This window comes from Pseudomonas cavernae (assembly GCF_003595175.1).
Taxonomy (GTDB): domain Bacteria; phylum Pseudomonadota; class Gammaproteobacteria; order Pseudomonadales; family Pseudomonadaceae; genus Aquipseudomonas; species Aquipseudomonas cavernae.
Genome location: NZ_CP032419.1, coordinates 30,858 through 50,081, shown reverse-complemented (window position 1 = coordinate 50,081; position 19,224 = coordinate 30,858). Strand labels below are relative to the sequence as shown.

The 19,224-nt window shown below is 63.8% G+C and carries 20 protein-coding genes; 6 read left to right on the top strand and 14 right to left on the bottom strand.

The genetic code is table 11. The features are described from left to right. The first annotated feature begins 142 nt into the window (after window positions 1–142). Window positions 143–697, top strand: a complete 555-nt coding sequence (locus D3880_RS00255; RefSeq protein ID WP_119895633.1) for a magnesium transporter — start codon at window positions 143–145, stop codon at window positions 695–697. 52 nt (window positions 698–749) lie between these two features. On the opposite strand, the gene D3880_RS00250 is transcribed toward D3880_RS00255, so the two are convergent. The 8 genes from D3880_RS00250 to D3880_RS00215 all read right to left on the bottom strand — a co-directional run bounded on the left by D3880_RS00250 (window position 750) and on the right by D3880_RS00215 (window position 8,918). Continuing rightward, a complete protein-coding gene (locus D3880_RS00250; RefSeq protein ID WP_119891546.1) occupies window positions 750–1,067 on the bottom strand; it encodes a cytochrome C oxidase subunit IV family protein in 318 nt (105 codons plus the stop codon). Between the two features lie 23 nt (window positions 1,068–1,090). Continuing rightward, entirely contained in the window at window positions 1,091–1,810 is a 720-nt protein-coding gene (locus D3880_RS00245) for a heme-copper oxidase subunit III family protein (protein WP_119891545.1), read from the bottom strand. Window positions 1,811–1,816: 6 nt separating this feature from the next. After that, complete coding sequence (locus tag D3880_RS00240; protein ID WP_119891544.1) at window positions 1,817–2,509, bottom strand: cytochrome c oxidase subunit 3; 693 nt, start codon at window positions 2,507–2,509, stop codon at window positions 1,817–1,819. Then, window positions 2,506–4,284, bottom strand: a complete 1,779-nt coding sequence (gene ctaD / locus D3880_RS00235; RefSeq protein WP_119891543.1) for a cytochrome c oxidase subunit I — start codon at window positions 4,282–4,284, stop codon at window positions 2,506–2,508. Before ctaD ends, D3880_RS00240 begins: the two co-directional genes overlap by 4 nt. A 64-nt stretch (window positions 4,285–4,348) precedes the next feature. Continuing rightward, window positions 4,349–5,803: a c-type cytochrome gene (locus D3880_RS00230; RefSeq protein ID WP_119891542.1), complete on the bottom strand. Its 1,455-nt coding sequence runs from the start codon at window positions 5,801–5,803 to the stop codon at window positions 4,349–4,351. Between the two features lie 520 nt (window positions 5,804–6,323). Then, on the bottom strand, window positions 6,324–7,379 hold the full coding sequence (locus D3880_RS00225) for a PA0069 family radical SAM protein (protein WP_119891541.1): 1,056 nt from the start codon (window positions 7,377–7,379) through the stop codon (window positions 6,324–6,326). An 87-nt stretch (window positions 7,380–7,466) separates the two neighbouring features. After that, window positions 7,467–7,868, bottom strand: coding sequence for a hypothetical protein (locus D3880_RS00220; RefSeq protein ID WP_119891540.1), 402 nt, complete (start codon window positions 7,866–7,868; stop codon window positions 7,467–7,469). A 51-nt stretch (window positions 7,869–7,919) separates the two neighbouring features. Continuing rightward, entirely contained in the window at window positions 7,920–8,918 is a 999-nt protein-coding gene (locus D3880_RS00215) for a bile acid:sodium symporter family protein (RefSeq protein ID WP_119891539.1), read from the bottom strand. Between the two features lie 82 nt (window positions 8,919–9,000). On the opposite strand from D3880_RS00215, the gene D3880_RS00210 reads away from it, so the two are divergent. Next, window positions 9,001–9,792 (top strand): AraC family transcriptional regulator, encoded by a 792-nt coding sequence (locus tag D3880_RS00210; protein WP_119891538.1) that lies wholly within the window; start codon window positions 9,001–9,003, stop codon window positions 9,790–9,792. 188 nt (window positions 9,793–9,980) lie between these two features. Here the strand turns inward: D3880_RS00210 and D3880_RS00205 are convergent, their stop codons facing one another. The 3 genes from D3880_RS00205 to prlC all read right to left on the bottom strand — a co-directional run bounded on the left by D3880_RS00205 (window position 9,981) and on the right by prlC (window position 14,148). Continuing rightward, window positions 9,981–11,612, bottom strand: a complete 1,632-nt coding sequence (locus tag D3880_RS00205) for an inorganic phosphate transporter (RefSeq protein WP_238474388.1) — start codon at window positions 11,610–11,612, stop codon at window positions 9,981–9,983. 194 nt (window positions 11,613–11,806) lie between these two features. Beyond that, the gene (locus D3880_RS00200) at window positions 11,807–12,088 is read right to left on the bottom strand and encodes a YheV family putative zinc ribbon protein (RefSeq protein WP_119891536.1); all 282 of its coding nucleotides are present in this window, start codon (window positions 12,086–12,088) and stop codon (window positions 11,807–11,809) included. Next, entirely contained in the window at window positions 12,085–14,148 is a 2,064-nt protein-coding gene (prlC, locus tag D3880_RS00195) for an oligopeptidase A (protein ID WP_238474387.1), read from the bottom strand. The genes D3880_RS00200 and prlC overlap by 4 nt, the downstream gene beginning before the upstream one ends. Before the next feature lie 247 nt (window positions 14,149–14,395). Between prlC and D3880_RS00190 the strand changes: the two genes are divergently transcribed. Next, the gene (locus tag D3880_RS00190) at window positions 14,396–14,944 is read left to right on the top strand and encodes a gamma carbonic anhydrase family protein (protein WP_119891534.1); all 549 of its coding nucleotides are present in this window, start codon (window positions 14,396–14,398) and stop codon (window positions 14,942–14,944) included. An 88-nt stretch (window positions 14,945–15,032) separates the two neighbouring features. Beyond that, entirely contained in the window at window positions 15,033–15,677 is a 645-nt protein-coding gene (locus D3880_RS00185) for an HAD family hydrolase (protein ID WP_119891533.1), read from the top strand. Window positions 15,678–15,825: 148 nt separating this feature from the next. Here D3880_RS00185 and D3880_RS00180 read toward each other — a convergent pair whose 3' ends face one another. Together D3880_RS00180 and D3880_RS00175 are read right to left on the bottom strand one after the other, a co-directional pair. Next, on the bottom strand, window positions 15,826–16,059 hold the full coding sequence (locus D3880_RS00180) for a DUF1161 domain-containing protein (RefSeq protein ID WP_119891532.1): 234 nt from the start codon (window positions 16,057–16,059) through the stop codon (window positions 15,826–15,828). Next, window positions 16,056–17,183, bottom strand: coding sequence for an aminopeptidase (locus tag D3880_RS00175; RefSeq protein WP_119891531.1), 1,128 nt, complete (start codon window positions 17,181–17,183; stop codon window positions 16,056–16,058). The genes D3880_RS00180 and D3880_RS00175 overlap by 4 nt, the downstream gene beginning before the upstream one ends. A 74-nt stretch (window positions 17,184–17,257) precedes the next feature. On the opposite strand from D3880_RS00175, the gene D3880_RS00170 reads away from it, so the two are divergent. Next, on the top strand, window positions 17,258–17,671 hold the full coding sequence (locus D3880_RS00170; RefSeq protein ID WP_119891530.1) for a PA0061/PA0062 family lipoprotein: 414 nt from the start codon (window positions 17,258–17,260) through the stop codon (window positions 17,669–17,671). 51 nt (window positions 17,672–17,722) lie between these two features. Then, the gene (locus D3880_RS00165; RefSeq protein ID WP_119891529.1) at window positions 17,723–18,157 is read left to right on the top strand and encodes a PA0061/PA0062 family lipoprotein; all 435 of its coding nucleotides are present in this window, start codon (window positions 17,723–17,725) and stop codon (window positions 18,155–18,157) included. A gap of 2 nt (window positions 18,158–18,159) precedes the next feature. Here D3880_RS00165 and D3880_RS00160 read toward each other — a convergent pair whose 3' ends face one another. Beyond that, the gene (locus tag D3880_RS00160) at window positions 18,160–19,158 is read right to left on the bottom strand and encodes an LLM class flavin-dependent oxidoreductase (protein ID WP_119891528.1); all 999 of its coding nucleotides are present in this window, start codon (window positions 19,156–19,158) and stop codon (window positions 18,160–18,162) included. Window positions 19,159–19,224 lie beyond the last annotated feature (66 nt).

The window sequence follows — 19,224 nt, the reverse complement described above, 5'->3', positions numbered from 1 at the left end:
CTTTAGGCCTTGACTCATAAGGCATCGCATGCTAGGCGCGAAAACCTGGGTGCTATACTTCCTGCCGATGGCAAGCAGTGTGCGCCGCTCTCAACAGGTGCAGGAGAGGGGGCTACAGCAAACACGAGGCGGGAGGTGCGTCATGAACCGACACTATTACATCAGCGACAATCTCGACGATCTTGAAACCGTTGAAAATGAATTGGAAGCCAACGGCATCAATACCGAGCAGATCCATGTGCTTAGCGAAAAGGATGCTGATGTAGAACAGCATCATCTCCACGACGTGAACTCCTTTATGAAACAAGATGTTGTTCACTCCGGCGAGATTGGTGCGGTGATAGGCGTGCCACTCGCCGCGCTGATCCTTGGCGGCGCCTATTTGTTGGGCTGGACTGAATCCGCCGCGGGCTGGGTGCCTTTTATCTTCCTTGCCGTTGTGGTCTTGGGTTTTTGCATCTGGGAAGGTGGCTTTTTTGGTATCCAGGTGCCGAACGCCCACTTCCGCAACCTTAAAGAACAGGTAAAAGAAGGCGAGCATATTCTTTTCGTGGATGTTGAACCGGGTCAGGAGCCGCTATTGGACCGGGTAATCGAACATCATCCACAGTTGAAACTCGCCGGCACGGGCGCGGCAGCCCCCCACTGGATAGTTTCCTGGCTGCATGGTTGGCATCAGTTCAAACGAACGATATAGCGCCATTTCTTATGGAAGCGCCCTTGGGCCCCGAGGGCGCGCGGGAAGTGGTTTATTGCCCGAAGAAAACTTCCCGACTCAGGAAAACATAGTCCGCCTCGGCGGCCATGAGTCCGACCAGCACCAGCAAACACAAGGGTGGCACCAGTATGGCGTAGACCATGGCCAACCGTTCCCAGGCCATGTGCATGAAGATGGAGACAATTAGACCCGCCTTCAACAACATGAAAGTAATGATCAGCGACCATCGCAAGTAACTTTGGAAGTGAAAATAGTCGACCAGATAGGACAGGGTGCTGAGGACGAATAACAGCCCCCAAATCTTCAGATACAAGCTGATTGGATGCTGTTGACCCGCTGCATGTGCCATCGCCTCGGTGCTCCTCTGCAGACTTACCATAAATAGAAGAAAGCAAAAATAAACACCCACACCAAGTCCACGAAGTGCCAGTAAAGCCCGGCTATCTCGACGATCTGATAGTTTCCGGAGCGTTCGTAATCGCCGCGCAATACCTTCAGCGCCACGATGCTGAGATAGATGACACCGATCGACACGTGCAGGCCGTGGAAACCGGTAATCATGAAAAAGCTGGCACCAAATTGCGCCGCCCCCATGGGGTTTCCCCAGGGACGCACCCCTTCTGAGATGAGCTTGCTCCATTCGAATGCCTGCATGCCGACGAAGGTCGCGCCAAGGGCTGCAGTCATGAGCATCAAGGTCGTGGTCTTGGCGCGATCGCGGCGGTAGGCGAAATTGACGGCCATGGCCATGGTGCCGCTGCTGCTGATCAGCACGAAGGTCATGATGGCGATCAGGATCAGCGGGATCTCGCTGCCGCCGATGGTCAAGGCGAACACTTCACTGGGGTTCGGCCAGGGCGCGGTGGTGGTCATGCGCACCGCCATATAGCCGGTTAAGAAGCAGGTGAAGATAAAGGTATCGCTGAGCAGGAATATCCACATCATCGCCTTGCCCCAGGGCACCTGTTTGAAGGCGTCTTTATCCGAGGCCCAATCGCTGGCGATGCCCTGCCATCCAGGAGCAGGCGTGCTGGGTGAGTCTGCTGTGTAGGCTGAACCTGGCTCCCCGGGGGCAGGTGGATGCGCTGCCATGGCTGTTCACCTCAGGCCGCAGAATGCGGCGATGGCTGCATAGGTTTCCGGAGTGCTGGTCAGCAGGGCGAATAGCACCAACCAAAGACCCAGTAAGTAATGCCAATAGATGGCACAGAGCTCTACGCTGGCGCTGAGTTGCGACAACGGCACGCGGTGCAGGAATTTAACGCCGGTTCTGCTCCAGGCGACCAGGCCGCCCAGCAGGTGGAGGCCATGCAGGCCGGTCAACAGGTAGAAGAAGCTGTTGGCCGGGTTGCTGGAGACAAAATAACCCCAGGCGACAAACCGCTGCCAAACCCAGAGTTGTCCCGCCAGAAAGGCAAGCGCGAACACGCCGCCCAACGCAAAGCCAATGACCGTTGCGCCAAGGTGCCCCCGGCGGGCGGCCATCCGCGCCCACTGCAGGGTGATGCTGGCGAATACCAGTAACGCCGTATTCAGCCAAAGCGGCCAGGGATTGGCTAATGGCGCCAAGGGCTCGGTCAGGGGTAGCCAGTCGGCCACTTGTGAGCGGGCGATAAAGGCGATCAGAAAGAGCAAGAATAACGAACTCACCACGACCAGAAACAGGCGCAGGCCCAATCTTGCGGTTTGGCTTCTATCGGCACCCTCGGCGGCCTGGATACCCTCAGGATCGCGACTCCAGCTACCACCCGGGTCATCGCCGTCGGCGTTTCTCAACAGCAGTCTGTTCATGGTTTAACGCCCGCTATCTTGGTTTCGGCACTGCGTTGCCGCAGCTGCTCCAACTCCTCCGCGGAGACCGTTTGCGGGACAAAATCCTGTTCTATTCCCGGCACGCTGTAGTCATAGGCCCAGCGATGCACGACCGGCAGCTTCGCCCCCCAGTTGCCATGTATCGGCGGAGTGTCCGGCGTTTGCCATTCCAGACTGGTCGCGCCCCAGGGGTTACTGCCGGCGGGCTGGCCTTTAAATAGGCTCCAGGCCAGGTTGAACAGGAACAGCAGTTGGGAAACGCCGACGCCCAAGGCGACCACGGTAATGAAGGCGTTCAAGTCTTGCGCCGACTGCGGGATGAACTCGTAGCCTTGATAGGCGTAATAGCGCCGGGGCATGCCCAAGAAACCCAGGTAATGCATGGGGAAGTAGATGAGGTAAGTGCCCAGGAAGGTAATCCAGAAATGCAACTTGCCCAGGGTGTCATTCAACAGGCGTCCGGTTATTTTCGGGAACCAATGATAAATGGCGCCGAACACCACCAATATCGGGGCAACACCCATGACCATATGAAAATGAGCCACGACAAAATAAGTGTCCGATAGTGGAATATCCACGATCACATTACCGAGAAATAACCCGGTCAGACCGCCGACTATAAAGGTGACGATAAAGGCCAAGGCAAACAGCATCGGCACGGTCAGATGGATATCCCCCCGCCACAGGGTCAGCACCCAGTTGTAGACTTTCAGCGCGGTCGGCACCGCGATGACCAAGGTGGTGGTGGCGAAGAAAAAGCCAAAGTACGGGTTCATGCCGCTGACATACATATGGTGCGCCCAGACCACAAAGCTCAGCACGCCAATTGCAATAATGGCCCACACCATCATGCGGTAACCGAAGATATTCTTGCGCGCATGAGTGCTGATCAAGTCCGACACCAGACCAAAGGCGGGGAGGGCGACGATATAAACTTCCGGGTGGCCGAAGAACCAGAACAGGTGCTGGAACAATATCGGGCTGCCACCCTGATGATCGAGTTGCTGGCCCATCGAGATGATCGTCGGCATGAAGAAGCTGGTGCCCAGCAGTTTGTCGAACAGCATCATGACCGCACTGACAAACAACGCCGGGAAGGCCAGCAAGGCCAGAATCGAGGCCATGAAAATGCCCCAGACGGAGAGCGGCATGCGAAACAAAGTCATGCCGTGCGTGCGCGCCTGCAACACCGTGGTGACGTAGTTCAACCCACCCATGGTGGTGGCGACAATGAAAATCGCCAGTGAGACGAGCATCAGGACTATGCCCCACTCGGCCCCCGGGGTGCCCTTGGTAATGGCCTGTGGCGGATAGAGCGTCCAACCCGCACCGGAGGGGCCGCCAGGCACAAAGAAACTGGCGAGCAGCACCAATACCGAGAGCAGATAGAACCAGTAACTCAGCATGTTGACATAGGGGAAGACCATGTCGCGGGCGCCCACCATCAGTGGGATCAGATAGTTGCCGAAGCCCCCCAGGAACAGGGCCGTCAGCAAATAAATGACCATGATCATGCCGTGCATGGTCATCGCCTGATAGTAAGCACTGGCGTCCATGAACTCCAAACTACCGGGAAAGCCAATCTGCATGCGCATCAGGCCGGACAAGACCAAGGCGATAATACCCACGAATATAGCCGTCAAGGAATATTGAACGGCTATGACCTTATGATCCTGACTCCAGATATATTTAGTCAGGAAACTTTTTGGCTCATGCAGTAATTCTTTTTCAGCTTGCTCCGCATAGGTCGTCACGTCATCCTCCTGGTGAGGTTTCGGTGTATTCCTGGCTGCTTACGGCAACTTTCCCGACTCCACCCTATTTCACCTCAGCGTTGGCATTCACTTTGGATTTGATAAAAGCGATCAGTGCGTTCAACTCCTTATCGCTTAAGGCATAGGCCGGCATCGTAGGGGCATAGCCTTTGACGATTACGGCATTAGGATTAAGAACCGAATCTTTTATATAGTCCTCGTCGGCCTTTACCCTCGTCCCATCGGCGAGGGTTTCTGTCTTGCCATACAGCCCCTGCCAACTGGGGCCGACACCCTGCTTGCCATCGACACTGTGGCAGGCCAGACAGCCGAGCGACTCGGCCAATCGCTGTCCCTCTGCCGCCAGATCGTCACCCATGCTCGGCGCTTCGCTGGCAGAGGGCTCAGCGTCTTGCTGCCCGGCACCCAGTGATTTGATCAGGGCGACGAGCGCACCCAGCTCATCTTCAGTGAGAGTATAGGGCACCATCACCGGCGGATAACCCTGGACCTGCTTGGCCTTGGGATCGAGGATCGACTCCTTCAGGTAGGCCTCATCGACCAGCACACTGCGGCCATCGACCAGCTGTTCCGTGCGGCCGTACAGTTCCTTCCATCCCGGGCCGAGACTGGCACTGCCATCCTGGCTATGACAGGCACGGCAGCCGTAGTTTTCCGCCAACTGGCGGCCTTTTTCCAGCACTGTGTCCCGGCTGGGTTTGGCTGCCGCCGTTAAGGTCTGGGCAAAAGTCGGTTGGCTGTTCAGCCATTGAGCAAAAGCGTCCCGTTCCTCCACGATCATATGGCCGCGCATGCTGTAATGACCGAGGCCACAATATTCAGCGCAGAGGATTTCAAACTTCCCGGTTTTAGTCGGGGTAAACCAGAAGTAGGACACCATACCCGGCACCATATCCATCTTGCTGCGAATCTGCGGTATATAGAAGTTGTGCAGCACATCTTTAGAGCGTAGTAAGACTTTCACCGGCTGATCGAGCGGCAGACGAATTTCATTGTTTCTAATAAGCACATCGTCCTGCCCGGCGGGATCTTTGGGATCGAGGCCAAGGGAATTGGTGGAGTCGACCCATTTAACATCCGACCTGCCCAGCTTGCCGTCCTGGCCGGAAAAGCGAAAGGCCCACTGCCACTGCTGGGCAATCACTTCGAGTTCATAAGCATTTTTCGGCACGCGGACAAAATCACTATAAACAACCAGGCCTGGCGCCAACATGCCGGCAATACCCACCGAGGTCACGCCAATTAACCACCATTCCAACTTTTTATTTTCCGGCTGGTAGGCCGCCCTGGCACCCTCCTTGTGACGATAACGGAACACCGCAACGGCCATAAATACCGTGATGACGATGAAAAATAGTCCGGTAATCACCAGGGTAATAAGCAGCGTGGTGTCTATTGACCCCCAATTGGAAGCTGCCGGCGTCACCTGCCAAGGCGCGAATAGGTGGAACAGTACTGATGCAACAACGATTAGAATCAAGATAATTGCTATCGCCATTTTCTCTTCATCCTGTTTCTGTTGCTCATTCTCTATGCAAAAGCATTGCTGCCAAACAGCTGCGTAAAATTAATTATTAATCCTACTTTCAAGCGCGCCAAACTAGCAAAACCACTCTTGGTGGAAAAAACTAGTAAGAAGTATAGTGCATGGTAAAAACCAGCGCTTATTTCTGAAATAACTTGATGTCAGAAGTTAAAACTCCACCCGTCAGTTAGTCGATTTGAGCCTGTTTGTTAGATATTTCTGCAGCTATTCACCATCACCTGTTTCGGCACTGGCTTGGCTAGGACTAAAGAGGTCGTAATGATTCGCTTCTGATCAGTGAACAAGATTGAAGAGGGCCGTGGGTGGGTGAGCCGCCGCAGATTTTCTAGACACGCGCCAAGCGGGTGAAATGCCGCTTTGAGGCCGTCGAATTACAACGCTGGCCGTGCCTCTTCCGCCTTCTCGGTGTCGGGCTGGAGCTCGATCAAGCGCAGCGCGTGGCAAGTTAATTGCGCCGTTACCACTAAGGCCTCTACAACAGCGCCATTTGCCTGCCCGGCGGACAAAAACTCGAGCAGTCGAGATCGAAACCCTCACGGCTGTTCAGCCCCAGGCGCTTGATGGCCAGCTGGAAACGCTGCGCCAGCAGATCGGCGAACACCCCTTCGCCGCGCATGCGCGCACCGAAGCGGCTGTCGTAGTTTTTACCGCCGCGGCTCTGGCGGATCAGGCTCATCACATGCGCGGCGCGTTCGGGGAAATGCGCGCGCAGCCATTCCTCGAACAGTTCGGCGATCTCCAGCGGCAGGCGCAGCAGCACATAGCCGGCCGACTGCGCGCCGGCGTCGCGGGCAGCCTCGAGCATGTGCTCCAACTCGCGGTCATTGATCATCGGAATCATCGGCGCACAGATCGCGCTGACCGGCACGCCGTGCTCGTGCAGCGCGTGCATGCTGCGCAGGCGCGCCGCCGGGGCGGCCGCGCGCGGCTCCATGATGCGCTTGAGCTCGTCGTCGAGGGTGGTCAGGCTGAACGCCACGCTGACCAGATTCAGGCTGGCCAGTTCGCCGAGCAGATCGAGGTCGCGCAGGATCAGCGAACTCTTGGTGATGAGGTGCAGCGGATGGCGATAGCGCAGGCAGATCTCCAGGGCCTGGCGGGTCAGCCGGTGCTCGCGTTCGATCGGCTGGTAGGCGTCGGTGTTGATGCCCAGGGCGATCGGCTTAGGCACATAGCCGGGCTTGCTCAGCTCCTCTTCCAGGCGCGTGGCCAGGTTGGTCTTGGCGATCAGGCGGGTTTCGAAATCGATGCCCGGCGACATGTCCCAATAGGCATGACTGGGCCGGGCGAAACAGTAGATGCAGCCGTGCTCGCAGCCGCGGTAGGGGTTCACCGAGCGGTCGAAACCGACATCCGGCGACTGGTTGCGGCTGATCACGCTCTTCGCCAGCTCATGGCGCACTTCGGTGGTCCGACTCGGCGGCACTTCGTCCTGATACCAGCCGTCGTCCTCGGCCACCGAGCGGGTCGGGGCGAAGCGGTTGTGGGGGTTACTGGCGGTACCGCGACCGCGGGGTGGAAGGGCCATGACAAGACACTCGATTACTGTATATATAAACAGTATTGAGTCATCTGCTCGCAAGCAAGCCCCGGCCGCCGAATGGCAACGCTCGTTTCAGGCGTCGCGCAGCAGGTCGTTGCCGTTGAGAATCGCGTAGGCGATTTCCGGGCGCTGTTCCAGGCTGCGGCGGATCGCCGCCGGAATGGCCTGGCGGGTCTTGCGGCACAGGCCCGACTGTTCGTCGACGACTATGCCGATGCCGCGCATGCTGCGCACCTCGTTGAGGCTCGGCGCGATGCGCAGCGTGATGCCGAGCTGCGCGTGCAGGCGCGCCTGCATGCGCTCCAGGTCGGCGAGGTCGACGAGGTTTTCCAGGCGCTCGACCAGGCGCTTCTCCTCCTGCAGGGTCAGCTGCAGCACGCGCAGGTCGGCGTCGATGTCCTGCAGCAGGCGCTCACGCTCGCAAATGCAAGCGCCGGGCGGACACTCCTTGCGGATGGGAAAGGGGGCGGTCATGGCACCGATGATAGCGGGATCCGACGACCGCGGGCAGGCGGGCGCCGCCGATCAGGGGTCGACGCGCGCCATCGGTGCGGCGACCGACTCCGGCCGCCGGGCATAGCGCTCGGCTAGCACCGCGCAGACCATCAGCTGGATCTGGTGGAACAGCATCAGCGGCAGGATCAGCATGCCGAGGCTGCCGCCGGCGAACAGCACCTGGGCCATGGGCACGCCGGTGGCCAGGCTCTTCTTCGAGCCGCAGAAGACGATGGTGATCTGGTCGGCCTGGTCGAAACCCAGGCGCTTGCCGAGCCAGCGGGTGAGCAGCAGCACCAGCCCCAGCAGGATCACGCAGACCAGCACCAGGCCGGCCAGCGCCGGCAGCGGCACCTGGTGCCAGAGGCCCTCGATCACCGCCGCGCTGAAGGCACCGTAGACCACCAGCAGGATCGAGCCCTGGTCGACGAACTTCAGCCAGTGCTTGTTGCGCTCGATCCAGGCGAACAGCCAGCGCCGGGCGATCTGCCCGGCGATGAACGGCAGCAGCAGCTGCAGGGTGATCTTGCCGATGGCATCCAGGGTCGAGCCGCCGTCGCCGTGCACGCCGAGCAGCAGCGCCACCAGCAGCGGCGTGAGGAAGATGCCGAACAGGCTGGAAGCCGCCGCGCTGCAGATCGCCGCCGGGATGTTGCCGCGCGCCAGCGAGGTGAAGGCGATGGCCGACTGCACGGTGGCCGGCAGCGCGCACAGGTAGAGCACGCCGAGGTACAGCTCGGGGGTCACCAGCGGCGCCAGCAGCGGCTTGAGCACCAGGCCGAGCAGCGGGAACAGCCCGAAGGTGCAGGCGAACACCAACAGGTGCAGGCGCCAGTGGCTGGCGCCGGCGATGATCGCGTGACGCGACAGCTTGGCGCCGTGCAGGAAGAACAGCAGGGCGATGGCGGCGTTGGTCAGCCAGCCGAAGGCCACCGCGGCCTGGCCGCTGCACGGCAGCAGGCTGGCGAGGAGGACCACGCCGAGCAGGGTGAGGGTGAAGTTGTCGGGGAGGAAACGGGGGCGGGTCATGACGGCGTCTCATGCTTGCAGGCCAGGTGCGGCACACACTACCTTGGCCAAGAAATTCCGACTAACGCCAAAGAACCCGCTAATGTCGCCTAAAGGACAAAACCAGCCGGTGCGGCGCAGCATTCCCGGACTCGCCCGCCTGCCGCGTCCAGTCTACGGGCGCGTCGAATCGCTGCCCAACCGCGCCCTCACCTACCGCCACAGCCATCCCTGGGTGCAGCTGTCCTATGCCATCGCCGGCGTGCTCGAAGTGCACACCGACGCCGGCCGCTTCGTCGCCCCGCCGCAGCGCGCCGTGTGGGTACCGGCGGGCCTGCCGCACCGGGTCTTCAGCGCGCCGCGTACCGAGATGCGCAGCCTGTACCTCGACTGCGCGGTGACCGGCTGGGCGCCGGCTGGTTGCCGGGTGCTGCGGGTCAGCCCGCTGTTGCGCGAACTGATCCGCGCCTTCAGCGCCCTGCCGGTGGAATATGCCGAGGACGGCGAAGACGGCCGCCTGGTGCAGGTGCTGCTCGATCGGCTCAGCGCGGCACCGGAAGTCGACCTGATGCTACCGCTGCCGCATGACCAACGCCTGCAGCAACTCTGCCGCAGCCTGCAGCAACACCCGGAGCGGCAGGAGACCCTGGCGCAGTGGAGCGCACGCCTGGACGTATCGGAAAAGACCCTCAGCCGGCTGTTCCTGCGCGACACCGGCCTCAGCTTCCGCGCCTGGCGCCAGCGCCTGCGCCTGCTCGGCGCGCTGACGCCGCTGGAACAGGGCCAGAGGGTCACCGACGTGGCGCTGGCCTGCGGCTACGACTCGACCTCGGCGTTTATCGCCGCCTTCCGCCAGCAGTTCGGCTGCACTCCGGGCAAGTTCTTCCGCGCCTGAGCCGAACGGGCGATTGGCGCTCCCGTAGGATGGGTTGAGCGCAGCGATACCCATCGACAGCGCCGCGATGGGTATCGTCGCTACGCGCCTCAACCCATCCTACGTAACGGCGCCAACTACCGAGCCGACCTGTCGGCGCGAATTCATTCGCGATGGACTCAGACCGTAGGCTTGGTGCGCACGACGCCCTACAACAGCCAGATGAACAGCCAGTACAGCCCGGCCGCCAGGCCGATCGCCGCCGGCAGGGTCAGCACCCAGGCCAGCAGTAGGTTGCGGATGGTCGTCCATTGCAGGCCGCTGCCGTTGGCGACCATGGTTCCCGCCACCCCGGACGACAGCACATGGGTGGTCGATACCGGCAGGCCGTAGCCGTCCGCCGCCCCGATGGTCAGCATCGCCACCAGCTGCGCGGCGGCGCCCTGGGCATAGGTCATGCGCGTCTTGCCGATGCCCTCGCCGACAGTGGCGACGATGCGCCGCCAACCGACCAAAGTACCGAGGCCGAGGGCGAAGGCCACCGTCACCTTGACCCATAGCGGGATGAAGCGGATCGCCGCCTCGCCCTCCACGCGCAGGGCCTGCAGGCGGCTCCAGGTCTCGACATCGAAACGCTGCTGCTGGTGATCGAGCAGGCGGATGGTCTGGGCGCTCAGGTACAGGTCGTTGTGCAGCGCCAGCACCGCCTCCTGCGGCACCGCCGCCAGACTGCCGTAGCGCTGCAGCTCGCTGCTCAGGCTGGCGAGCAGCGCGGCCAGGGCCGGCAGCAGCTCGGGGCCGACCTGCTCGCTGCGCTGGTAGTCGATCAGCACCTGGCGCGGTTCGGCCGGCGTCGGGCCCGCCGCGACCCGCCGCAGCGCCTGCTCGCCGGCCTGGGCGAGGACGATGAACTGCTGGGTCTGCGCCTGCGGTTGGGCACGGTCGAGGGCGAAGGACAGCGGCACCGTGCCGATCAGGATCAGCATGATCAGGCCGATGCCCTTCTGCCCGTCGTTGGAGCCATGGGCGAAGGACACCCCGGAACAGGTGAGGATCAGCAGCCCGCGAATCCACCAGGGCGGCGGCGTGCGCCCCTGCGGCTCGCGGAACAACGCCTGGTTGCGGTTGCGCAGGCCGAGACTCAGCGCCAGCAACAGCAGGGCGGCGCCGACGAAGCCGACCAGTGGCGACAGCAGCAGGGCATAGCCGACCTTGAGCAACTGCTGCCAGTCGCCGCCGCTGGCATCGACATAGCCGTCCATCAGGCCGTGGGCGAGGCCGACGCCGACGATCGAGCCGATCAGGGTATGCGACGAGGACACCGGCAGGCCCAGCCACCAGGTGCCGAGGTTCCACAGGATGGCGGCGATCAGCAGGGCGAAGATCATCGCCAGCCCGGCACCGCTGCTGATCTGCAGCATCAGGTCGACCGGCAACAGGGCGACGATGGCGAAGGCCACCGTGCCGCTGGACAGCAGCACGCCGAGGAAATTGCACAGCCCGGACAGCAGCACCGCGGCATTCGGCGGCAAGGCGTTGGTGTAGATCACCGTGGCCACCGCGTTGGCGGTGTCGTGGAAGCCGTTGATGAACTCGAAACCGAGGGCGATCAGCAGCGCCGTGCCGAGCACCAGCAGCGGCAGGCCGAAGCGCAACTGGGCGCCACTGCCGAGGATGTCGGCATAGAGGCTGGCGAAGGCGTACAGCAGCCCGGCAGCGAGCAGCAGGAAGAACGCCCAGCGGCCCTTTGGCCCGGCCTTCTGGCGCAGCACCGGGCTGATCGGCGACTGCGGCAGGCGCGCCGCCCGTAGCGCCTCGACCAGATGGTAGCGATCAAGCACGGCGGCTACGCTCCCGTGCGACATGACAGGCATACGACAGGCCGGGTGGGGTGTATCGGCGGCTCACGGCGGGCTCTCCTTATCCGATCCGGTGCGCACGGCGCACCCTACGGGTAACAGCCTAGCCCGCCGTCCCGAGACGCAGGGATCGCCAGCAAGCTGGCCTCTACGACAAGGCACAGTGCCGCTCGCCGCTACTCCGGCTTCTTCAGCTTCGGATTGGGGAAGAACTGCACCGCCTGGGTCTTGGCATCCGCCGGCTTCTTCAAGGCACTGACGTTGACCCGGGTGGCCAGTTCCTTGGGCACCGACTGGCCCTGAGCATTGAGCGTGTCGCTGTAGCCACAGGCCACGCAGTGGCGGTGCGGCACGCCGTCCTCCTCCCACATCTGGATCTTGTCCATCTCGCTGCAGGCCGGGCACACGGCGCCGGCGATGAAGCGCTTCTTGGTCAGGTTCTTCGGGGTGTCGCTCATGCCGCCTCCTCGCTCAGCCCGCAGTGGCGCAGCAGCGCGTCGATGCTCGGCTCGCGGCCGCGGAAGTCGACGAACAGCAACATCGGCTCCTGCGAGCCGCCACGGGCGAGGATCGCCTCGCGGAAGGCGCGGCCGGTGGCCGGGTTGAGCACGCCGTCTTCCTCGAACTTGGAGAAGGCATCGGCGGACAGCACTTCCGCCCACTTGTAGCTGTAGTACCCGGCCGCGTAACCGCCGGCGAAGATGTGCGCGAAGCTGTTGGCGAAGCGGTTGAAGGCCGGCGGACGCAGCACCGCCACCTCGGCGCGGATGCCTTCGAGCACCTCCAGCACGCTGCGGCCGTCGCCGTGGCTGGCGTGCAGTTCGAAGTCGAACAGCGAGAACTCCAGCTGGCGCACCATCATCAAGCCGGACTGGAAGTTCTTCGCCGCCAGCATCTTGTCCAGCAAGTCCTGCGGCAGCGGCTCGCCGGTCTCAAAGTGGCCGGAGATCAGCGCCAGGCCCTGCGGCTCCCAGCACCAGTTCTCCATGAACTGGCTGGGCAGCTCGACCGCATCCCAGGCCACGCCGTTGATGCCCGAGGCGCCGGCCTGCTCGACGCGGGTCAGCAGGTGGTGCAGGCCGTGGCCGAACTCGTGGAACAGGGTGGTGACTTCGTCGTGGGTCAGCAGCGCCGGCTGCTCGCCGACCGCCGGGGTGAAGTTGCACACCAGGTTGGCCACCGGGCTGATTAATTCACCTTGCGCCGAGCGACGCTTGTCGCGCGCGCCGTCCATCCAGGCGCCGCCGCGTTTGTTGGCACGGGCGTAGAGGTCGAAGAAGAAACGCCCGACGTGCTGGCCGTTTTCCTTGATCTCGAACAGGCGCACGTCCGGGTGCCAGCCGTCGAAGCCCTGGAGTTCGGCGATCTCGATGCCGTAGAGCTGCTGGACGATGGCGAACAGGCCGGTCAGCACCTTGTCGATCGGGAACCAGGCGCGCACCTGCTCTTGGGAGATGCTGTAGCGCTGCTGGCGCAGCTTCTCGCTGTAGTAGCCGACGTCCCAGCTCTGCAGGTCGGCGCAGCCCTGCTCGGCGGCGAAGGCCTTGAGCTCTTCCAGGTCGCGGACGGCGAATGGCTTGCTGCGCACCGCGAGGTCGCGCAGGAAGCTCAGCACCTGCGCGGTGGATTCGGCCATCTTGGTCGCCAGGCTCAACTCGCTGAAGTGGGCGAAGCCGAGCAGCTTGGCCAGCTCCTGGCGCAGGTCGAGGATCTCCACCATCAGCGGGCCGTTGTCGTGCTGGCCGGCGTTCTGGCCCTGGTCGGAGGCGCGGGTGCAGTAGGCGGTGTAGACCTCCTCGCGCAGGGCCCGGTCGTCGGCGTAAGTCATCACCGCGTAGTAGCTGGGGAATTCCAGGCTGATCAGCCAGCCGTCGAGGTTCTTGGCGGCGGCGGCCTGGGCCATCTGCGCCTTGGCCGAATCGGTCAGGCCGGCCAGCGCCGCTTCGTCGTCGACCTGCTTGGTCCAGGCCTGGGTGGCGTCCAGCAGCTGGTTGGAGAATTTGCTGGTCAGCTCGGACAGCTTCATCTGGATGGCGCCGTAGCGCTGCTGCTCGGCTGCCGGCAGGTCGATGCCGGACAGGCGGAAATCGCGCAGGGCGTGCTCGAGGATGGTCGTTTGCACCACCTCGAAACCCTCGGCCGCCGGGCTGCTGGCCAGCCCCTGGTAGGCGTCGAACAGCGCACGGTTCTGCCCCAGCTCGGTCCAATATTCCGACAGCTTGGGCAGGCAGGCCTCGTAGGCGGCGCGCAGCTCGGGGTTGTTGCACACCGCGTTCAGATGGCTGACCGGGCTCCAGGCCTGGCCGAGGCGTGCATGCAGCTCGTCGAGCGGCTGCACCAGGGCGTCCCAACTCGGCGCGGCCGGCCGTTCGGCGAGCAGGGCGGCGATCGCGGCGCGGTTGTCGGCGAGGATCTGGTCGATGGCCGGCTCGACATGCTCGGGGCGAATGGCGGAGTAGGGCGGCAGGTCGAAATCTTGCAGCAACGGATTGCTGGAAAGGGGATTGCTGGCAGTCACGGCATTCACCTGGAGGCGGAAAGGGGCTGGGGGCGTGTTTGCCTCCCGCATGGTCGTCATCTTAATTACAATCGGCGCGGGCCGCAGCTTAAGAGCCTGTTTAGGATCTTGCGAGCTAAGGCCAGACAAGGCGAAGGCGGGCGAAGCCGCGCAGTTTACGCGTGGTAAATGAGCAGGCTGAGCCCGCCTTCAACGCGGTATGGCCGACGCGCAGCAGATCATCAACAGGCTCTAAGAGGTTTCTATCGTGGCGATTCGTAAGTACCGGGGCATGAGCCCGCAACTCGGCGCGCGGGTGTTCGTCGACGCCAGCGCCGTGCTGATCGGCGATGTCGAACTGGGCGAGGACAGCTCGGTGTGGCCGCTGACGGTGATCCGCGGCGACATGCACCGCATCCGCATCGGCGCGCGCACCAGCGTGCAGGACGGTAGCGTGCTGCACATCACCCACGCCGGGCCGTTCAACCCGGACGGCTACCCGCTGGTGATCGGCGACGAGGTGACCATCGGCCACCAGGTCACCCTGCACGGCTGCACCCTGGGCAACCGCATCCTGGTCGGCATGGGCAGCATCGTTATGGACGGCGCGGTGGTCGAGGACGAGGTGGTGATCGGCGCCGGCAGCCTGGTGCCGCCGGGCAAGCGCCTGGCCAGCGGCTACCTGTACGTCGGTCGCCCGGTGCAGCAGGCACGGCCGCTGTCCGACAAGGAGCGCGCGTTCTTCAGCTACAGCGCCGACAACTATGTGAAACTCAAGGACCTGCACCTGGCCGAAGGCTACGACCTGCCACTGTAGTACGGTACCGCGCGGCGGATTGTTCGCTGCGCGCCGGAGTCCGCTACCGTTCCTCCGCGCCCGCCGCACATTCGGATCGATGAAGTCCATGCATTACCCACACATCCTCTTCGACCTCGACGGCACCCTCACCGACCCGCGCGAGGGCATCACCCGCTCGGTGCAGTTCGCCCTCGCCAAGCTCGGCATCGACGAGCCGGACCTGCGCCGCCTCGAGCACTTCATCGGGCCGCCGCTGCTGCAGTGCTTCATGGCCAGCTACGGCTTCGACGAGGCGCGCGCCTGGCAGGCGGTGGGCTTCTACCGCGAGCGTTTCAGCGTCAGCGGGCTGTACGAGAACCGGGTGTTCGAGGGGGTCAACGAGCTGCTCGAGCTGCTCAACGGCCAGGGCCGCAGCCTGTATATCGCCACCAGCAAGCCGAGCCTGTTCGCCCGCGAGATCGCCCGCCATTTCGGCTTCGCCCGGCACTTCAAGCTGATTTACGGCAGCGAACTGGACGGCACGCGCACCGACAAGGTCGAACTGCTCGCCCACCTGCTCGCCGAAGAGCGCCTGGAGCCGACGAGCGCGCTGATGATCGGCGACCGCAAGCACGACCTGATCGGCGCGCGGCGCAATGGCCTGGACTGCGCGGCGGTCGGCTACGGCTTCGGCAGTCACGCTGAACTGGCGGCCGAGGCGCCGACCTATCACTTCGCCACGCTGGACGAACTGCACCGCGCCTTTGCGTAGGGTCGTAGGATGGGTTGAGCGCAGCGATACCCATCGCCACGGTTCGATGGGTATCGTCGCTACGCTCCTCAACCCATCCTACGGCTGCAGCGGGCCCTCGTAGGGTGGAAAACCGCGCAGCGTTTTCCACCATCGCAGCGGCCACGGCTCAGTTGCCGTTCTTCTGATAGATGATCTTCTTGGTTCCGCCCTCGCAACTGCCGACCACCATGTTCGGGTCCTTGACCTCGGCGTTCGGCACTATCTCCATGGTGTAGCTGGCCACCCCGGCGGCCTGGATCTTCACTTCGATTTCCTCCTTGAGCTCCTCGCACGATTTGGGTGCCGCCAGGGCGTTGCCCGCCAACAGGCCGAGCAGGCCGATTACCATCCATCTGTTCATCGCTCACCTCCGCTTGTGAATGCTGTGGAGTTTTTGACCGCCGCCGACGCCGCCGGGTTCGCCGCCAGGATCCGCAGCGCCTGCGCGCGCGCGGCCGGCGACAGGTTGCCGAGGGCGCGCACCCGTGCGTAGAAGGCCGGCCAATCGCCCCACACCTGGCGAAACAGCGCGGCAAAGGCCGGCAGCCATTGATCGTAGAGGCCGAAGGGCAGCAGCTTGGCATTGTTCAGCGGCGCGTAGATCCAGGCGTCGTAGCGGCCATCGCCCTGCCAGGGGCCATCGCGCAGCTGCCGGTAGTCGCGGCGCAGGCGCGCGAATTCGGCGGCCTTGGCGGCGCGCTTGCGCCCATCGGCCACAGGGCTGGCATAGAGCCGCTCCAGGCGCGCGCGACTGGCGAGGATCAGCGCAGTGAACTGTTCGCGCTGGCGTTCGCCGCGCTGGTCGGTCGGCGCCAGGCCGCGCGCCGCGCGCCACTGGCGCAGCCCCTCGCGCTCGACGAAGCTGGCGTAGGACTCGTTGAAGGCGGTGTCGTCGGCCAGATAGAACTGCTGATGGGCCAGCTCGTGGAAGATCAGCGCGGCCAGACGCTCGTCGTCCCAGCGCAGCATGCTGCTGAGCAGCGGGTCGTCGAACCAGCCGAGGGTGGAATAGGCCTCGATGCCGGCGACATAGGTGTCCCAGCCGTCCTGCTGGAGCAGCGCCGCCGCCCCGCGCGCCGCGCCCTGGGCGTAGTAGCCGCGGTAGGCGACGCAGCCGGCGACGGGGAAGCAGTGAGTCAGCGGCGCCAGCGACAGCTCCGGGGCGGCGAACAGATTCCACACCACGAACGGCCGCTCGAGCTGGGCGTACAGGCGGTAGCTGCGGTTGTCCGGCAGGCCCAGTTCGCGGCTGGCGAAGGCACGCGCCTGCTCGGCCATGGCCAGACGCCGGCGCAGTTCGGGGTCACGCGCGGGGTCGGCGACTATCGCCGCGACCGGCTCGCGGCGACGCAGCAGGTCGAGTTGGCCGTCGAACAGCTGAGCGTAGTACTCGCCGTTGGTGCAACCGCTCAGCCCCACGAGCAGCAGCAGGGGAACCCAACGGAGCCGGATGCGGTCGAGTAAGCAGGAATCAAGCGGTGACATGGCCGGACACTACTGCATCCCGTGCTCGTACTCCAGCGCCACCACCCACCCCCTGTCGATCGCCGGAGCCCCGCATGCGCACCTCGCTTCTCATCATCAGCCTGCTCTCGCTAGGCGGCTGTGCCTTGTTGCCGCCCCATGATCCCAGCCAGGCCTGGGTCGATCTGCGCACCAACCCCGACAGCACGCTGCTGGCCAATCAGGTGGACGAGAAGCCGCTGGACGATGAGCGCTTCTTCCAGGTCAGCCCCGGTGCCCATGAACTGCAGGTGCGTCTGCAGTTCGCCGTCGAGGCCAGCAACATCGGCCCCAGCAGCCCGCCGCATCAGCGCGACTGCCGGCTCAACCTCGAGTACCCACAGTTCGCCGCCGGTCAGCGCTACCGCCTGGTGGCCGGACATATCGGCTTCCGTCCCTGGGCCAAGCTGTACGACGAGCAGAACCAGCTGCTGGCGCGCGGTCGTGAAGGCGGCTGCGGTGAGTTTTAAGGTGCCGGCGGCTACGCTTAGAGGAAGTCCGCAATCATCGAGACCTTTGCCATGCGCGCCCTTCTTCTCCCCCTCCTGGCCATCAGCCTGAGCGCCTGCGCCGGCAAGCTGCCCGCGCCCGACCCGCAAAGGGCCTGGATCGAGGTGCATCCCGAACCGAGCGATACCCTGATGGCCAACCGTCTGGACGGCAAGCGCTGGAATGACGGCCGCTATTTCCAGGTCGACCCCGGCACACACGAACTGGAAGTCCGCTACCAGTTCGAAATCGGCGGCGGAGCGGGCGGAATGGGCGGCATGGGCATGAACGCCGAACCCTCCCTGCTGACCTGCTACCTGGAAATCCGCTACGACGGCTTCAGCGCCGGCCAACGTTACCGCCTGGAGGCACGCAACGCGGCCAACCAGCCGATGGCCTGGCTGTACGACGAGCAGCGCAAGGTCCTGGCGCGCAACGAGATCATGCCGCGCTGCGGCCCCTTCTGAAGCTAGCCGCGCAACTCGGCCAGAATCTCGTAGGAACGCAGGCGATCGGCGAAGTCGTACATGTCACAGGTGAAGATCAGCTCGTCGGCGCCGGTCTGCTCCAGCAGCACCTCCAGGCGCGCGCGGATCTTCTCCGGGCCGCCGATTGCCGCCAGGCCGAGGAAGTCGCCGACTGCCTGGCGCTCGTGGGGCAGCCACAGGCCATCCATGCTCGCCAGCGGCGGCCGCTGCACCAGGCTCTGGCCGCGGAGCAGGGCGAGGATGCGCTGGTAGGCGGAAGTCGCCAGGTATTCGGCGCGCTCGTCGGAGTCGGCGGCGAGGAGCGGCACGCCGAGCATCACATAGGGTTGGTCGAGCACCGCCGAGGGGGTGAAGTGGTTGCGGTAAACGCGGATCGCCTCGTGCATCAGGCGCGGCGCGAAGTGCGAGGCGAAGGCATAAGGCAGGCCCTTGAGCCCGGCCAGCTGGGCGCTGAACAGGCTCGAGCCGAGCAGCCAGAGCGGCACGTTGGTGCCCGTGCCGGGCATGGCGATGACGCGCTGCTCCGGGGTGCGCAGGCCGAAGTAGCGCTGCAGCTCCTCGACGTCGGCGGGGAAGTCGTCGGCGCTGCCGGAGCGCTCGCGGCGCAGGGCGTGGGCGGTGTATTGGTCGGCCCCCGGGGCGCGGCCGAGACCGAGGTCGATGCGCCCGGGATACAGGCTTTCCAGGGTGCCGAACTGCTCGGCCACCACCAGCGGCGCATGGTTGGGCAGCATCACCCCGCCGGCGCCGAGGCGGATGCGCGAGGTGCCGGCGGCCAGGTAGCCGATCAGCACCGCGGTGGCGGAACTGGCGATGCCGTCCATGTTGTGGTGCTCGGCCACCCAGAAGCGCCGGTAGCCGAGCCGCTCGACGTGCTGGGCGAGGGCCAGGGAATTGTGCAGCGCCTGTGCCGCGCCGCCGTCGGCACGGACGGGGGCGAGGTCGAGGGTGGAAATCTGGATATCTGCCAAACGGGTCATGGGGCCTCCTGGGTCGTCCTGTCTATGTGGGGGCGATCCGCCGGCAGACAAGCCCTGACAAGCCCC

Coding starts and splice junctions, on each gene's coding strand:
- D3880_RS00240 (WP_119891544.1), bottom strand. CDS start 2,509: ATGAACAGACTGCTGTTGAGAAACGCCGACGGCGATGACCCGGGTGGT.
- D3880_RS00175 (WP_119891531.1), bottom strand. CDS start 17,183: ATGTCACCGCTTGATTCCTGCTTACTCGACCGCATCCGGCTCCGTTGG.
- D3880_RS00160 (WP_119891528.1), bottom strand. CDS start 19,158: ATGACCCGTTTGGCAGATATCCAGATTTCCACCCTCGACCTCGCCCCC.
- D3880_RS00255 (WP_119895633.1), top strand. CDS start 143: ATGAACCGACACTATTACATCAGCGACAATCTCGACGATCTTGAAACC.
- D3880_RS00230 (WP_119891542.1), bottom strand. CDS start 5,803: ATGGCGATAGCAATTATCTTGATTCTAATCGTTGTTGCATCAGTACTG.
- D3880_RS00210 (WP_119891538.1), top strand. CDS start 9,001: ATGTCGCCTAAAGGACAAAACCAGCCGGTGCGGCGCAGCATTCCCGGA.
- D3880_RS00170 (WP_119891530.1), top strand. CDS start 17,258: ATGCGCACCTCGCTTCTCATCATCAGCCTGCTCTCGCTAGGCGGCTGT.
- D3880_RS00180 (WP_119891532.1), bottom strand. CDS start 16,059: ATGAACAGATGGATGGTAATCGGCCTGCTCGGCCTGTTGGCGGGCAAC.
- D3880_RS00250 (WP_119891546.1), bottom strand. CDS start 1,067: ATGGCACATGCAGCGGGTCAACAGCATCCAATCAGCTTGTATCTGAAG.
- D3880_RS00185 (WP_119891533.1), top strand. CDS start 15,033: ATGCATTACCCACACATCCTCTTCGACCTCGACGGCACCCTCACCGAC.
- D3880_RS00200 (WP_119891536.1), bottom strand. CDS start 12,088: ATGAGCGACACCCCGAAGAACCTGACCAAGAAGCGCTTCATCGCCGGC.
- D3880_RS00245 (WP_119891545.1), bottom strand. CDS start 1,810: ATGGCAGCGCATCCACCTGCCCCCGGGGAGCCAGGTTCAGCCTACACA.
- D3880_RS00225 (WP_119891541.1), bottom strand. CDS start 7,379: ATGGCCCTTCCACCCCGCGGTCGCGGTACCGCCAGTAACCCCCACAAC.
- D3880_RS00220 (WP_119891540.1), bottom strand. CDS start 7,868: ATGACCGCCCCCTTTCCCATCCGCAAGGAGTGTCCGCCCGGCGCTTGC.
- D3880_RS00215 (WP_119891539.1), bottom strand. CDS start 8,918: ATGACCCGCCCCCGTTTCCTCCCCGACAACTTCACCCTCACCCTGCTC.
- D3880_RS00165 (WP_119891529.1), top strand. CDS start 17,723: ATGCGCGCCCTTCTTCTCCCCCTCCTGGCCATCAGCCTGAGCGCCTGC.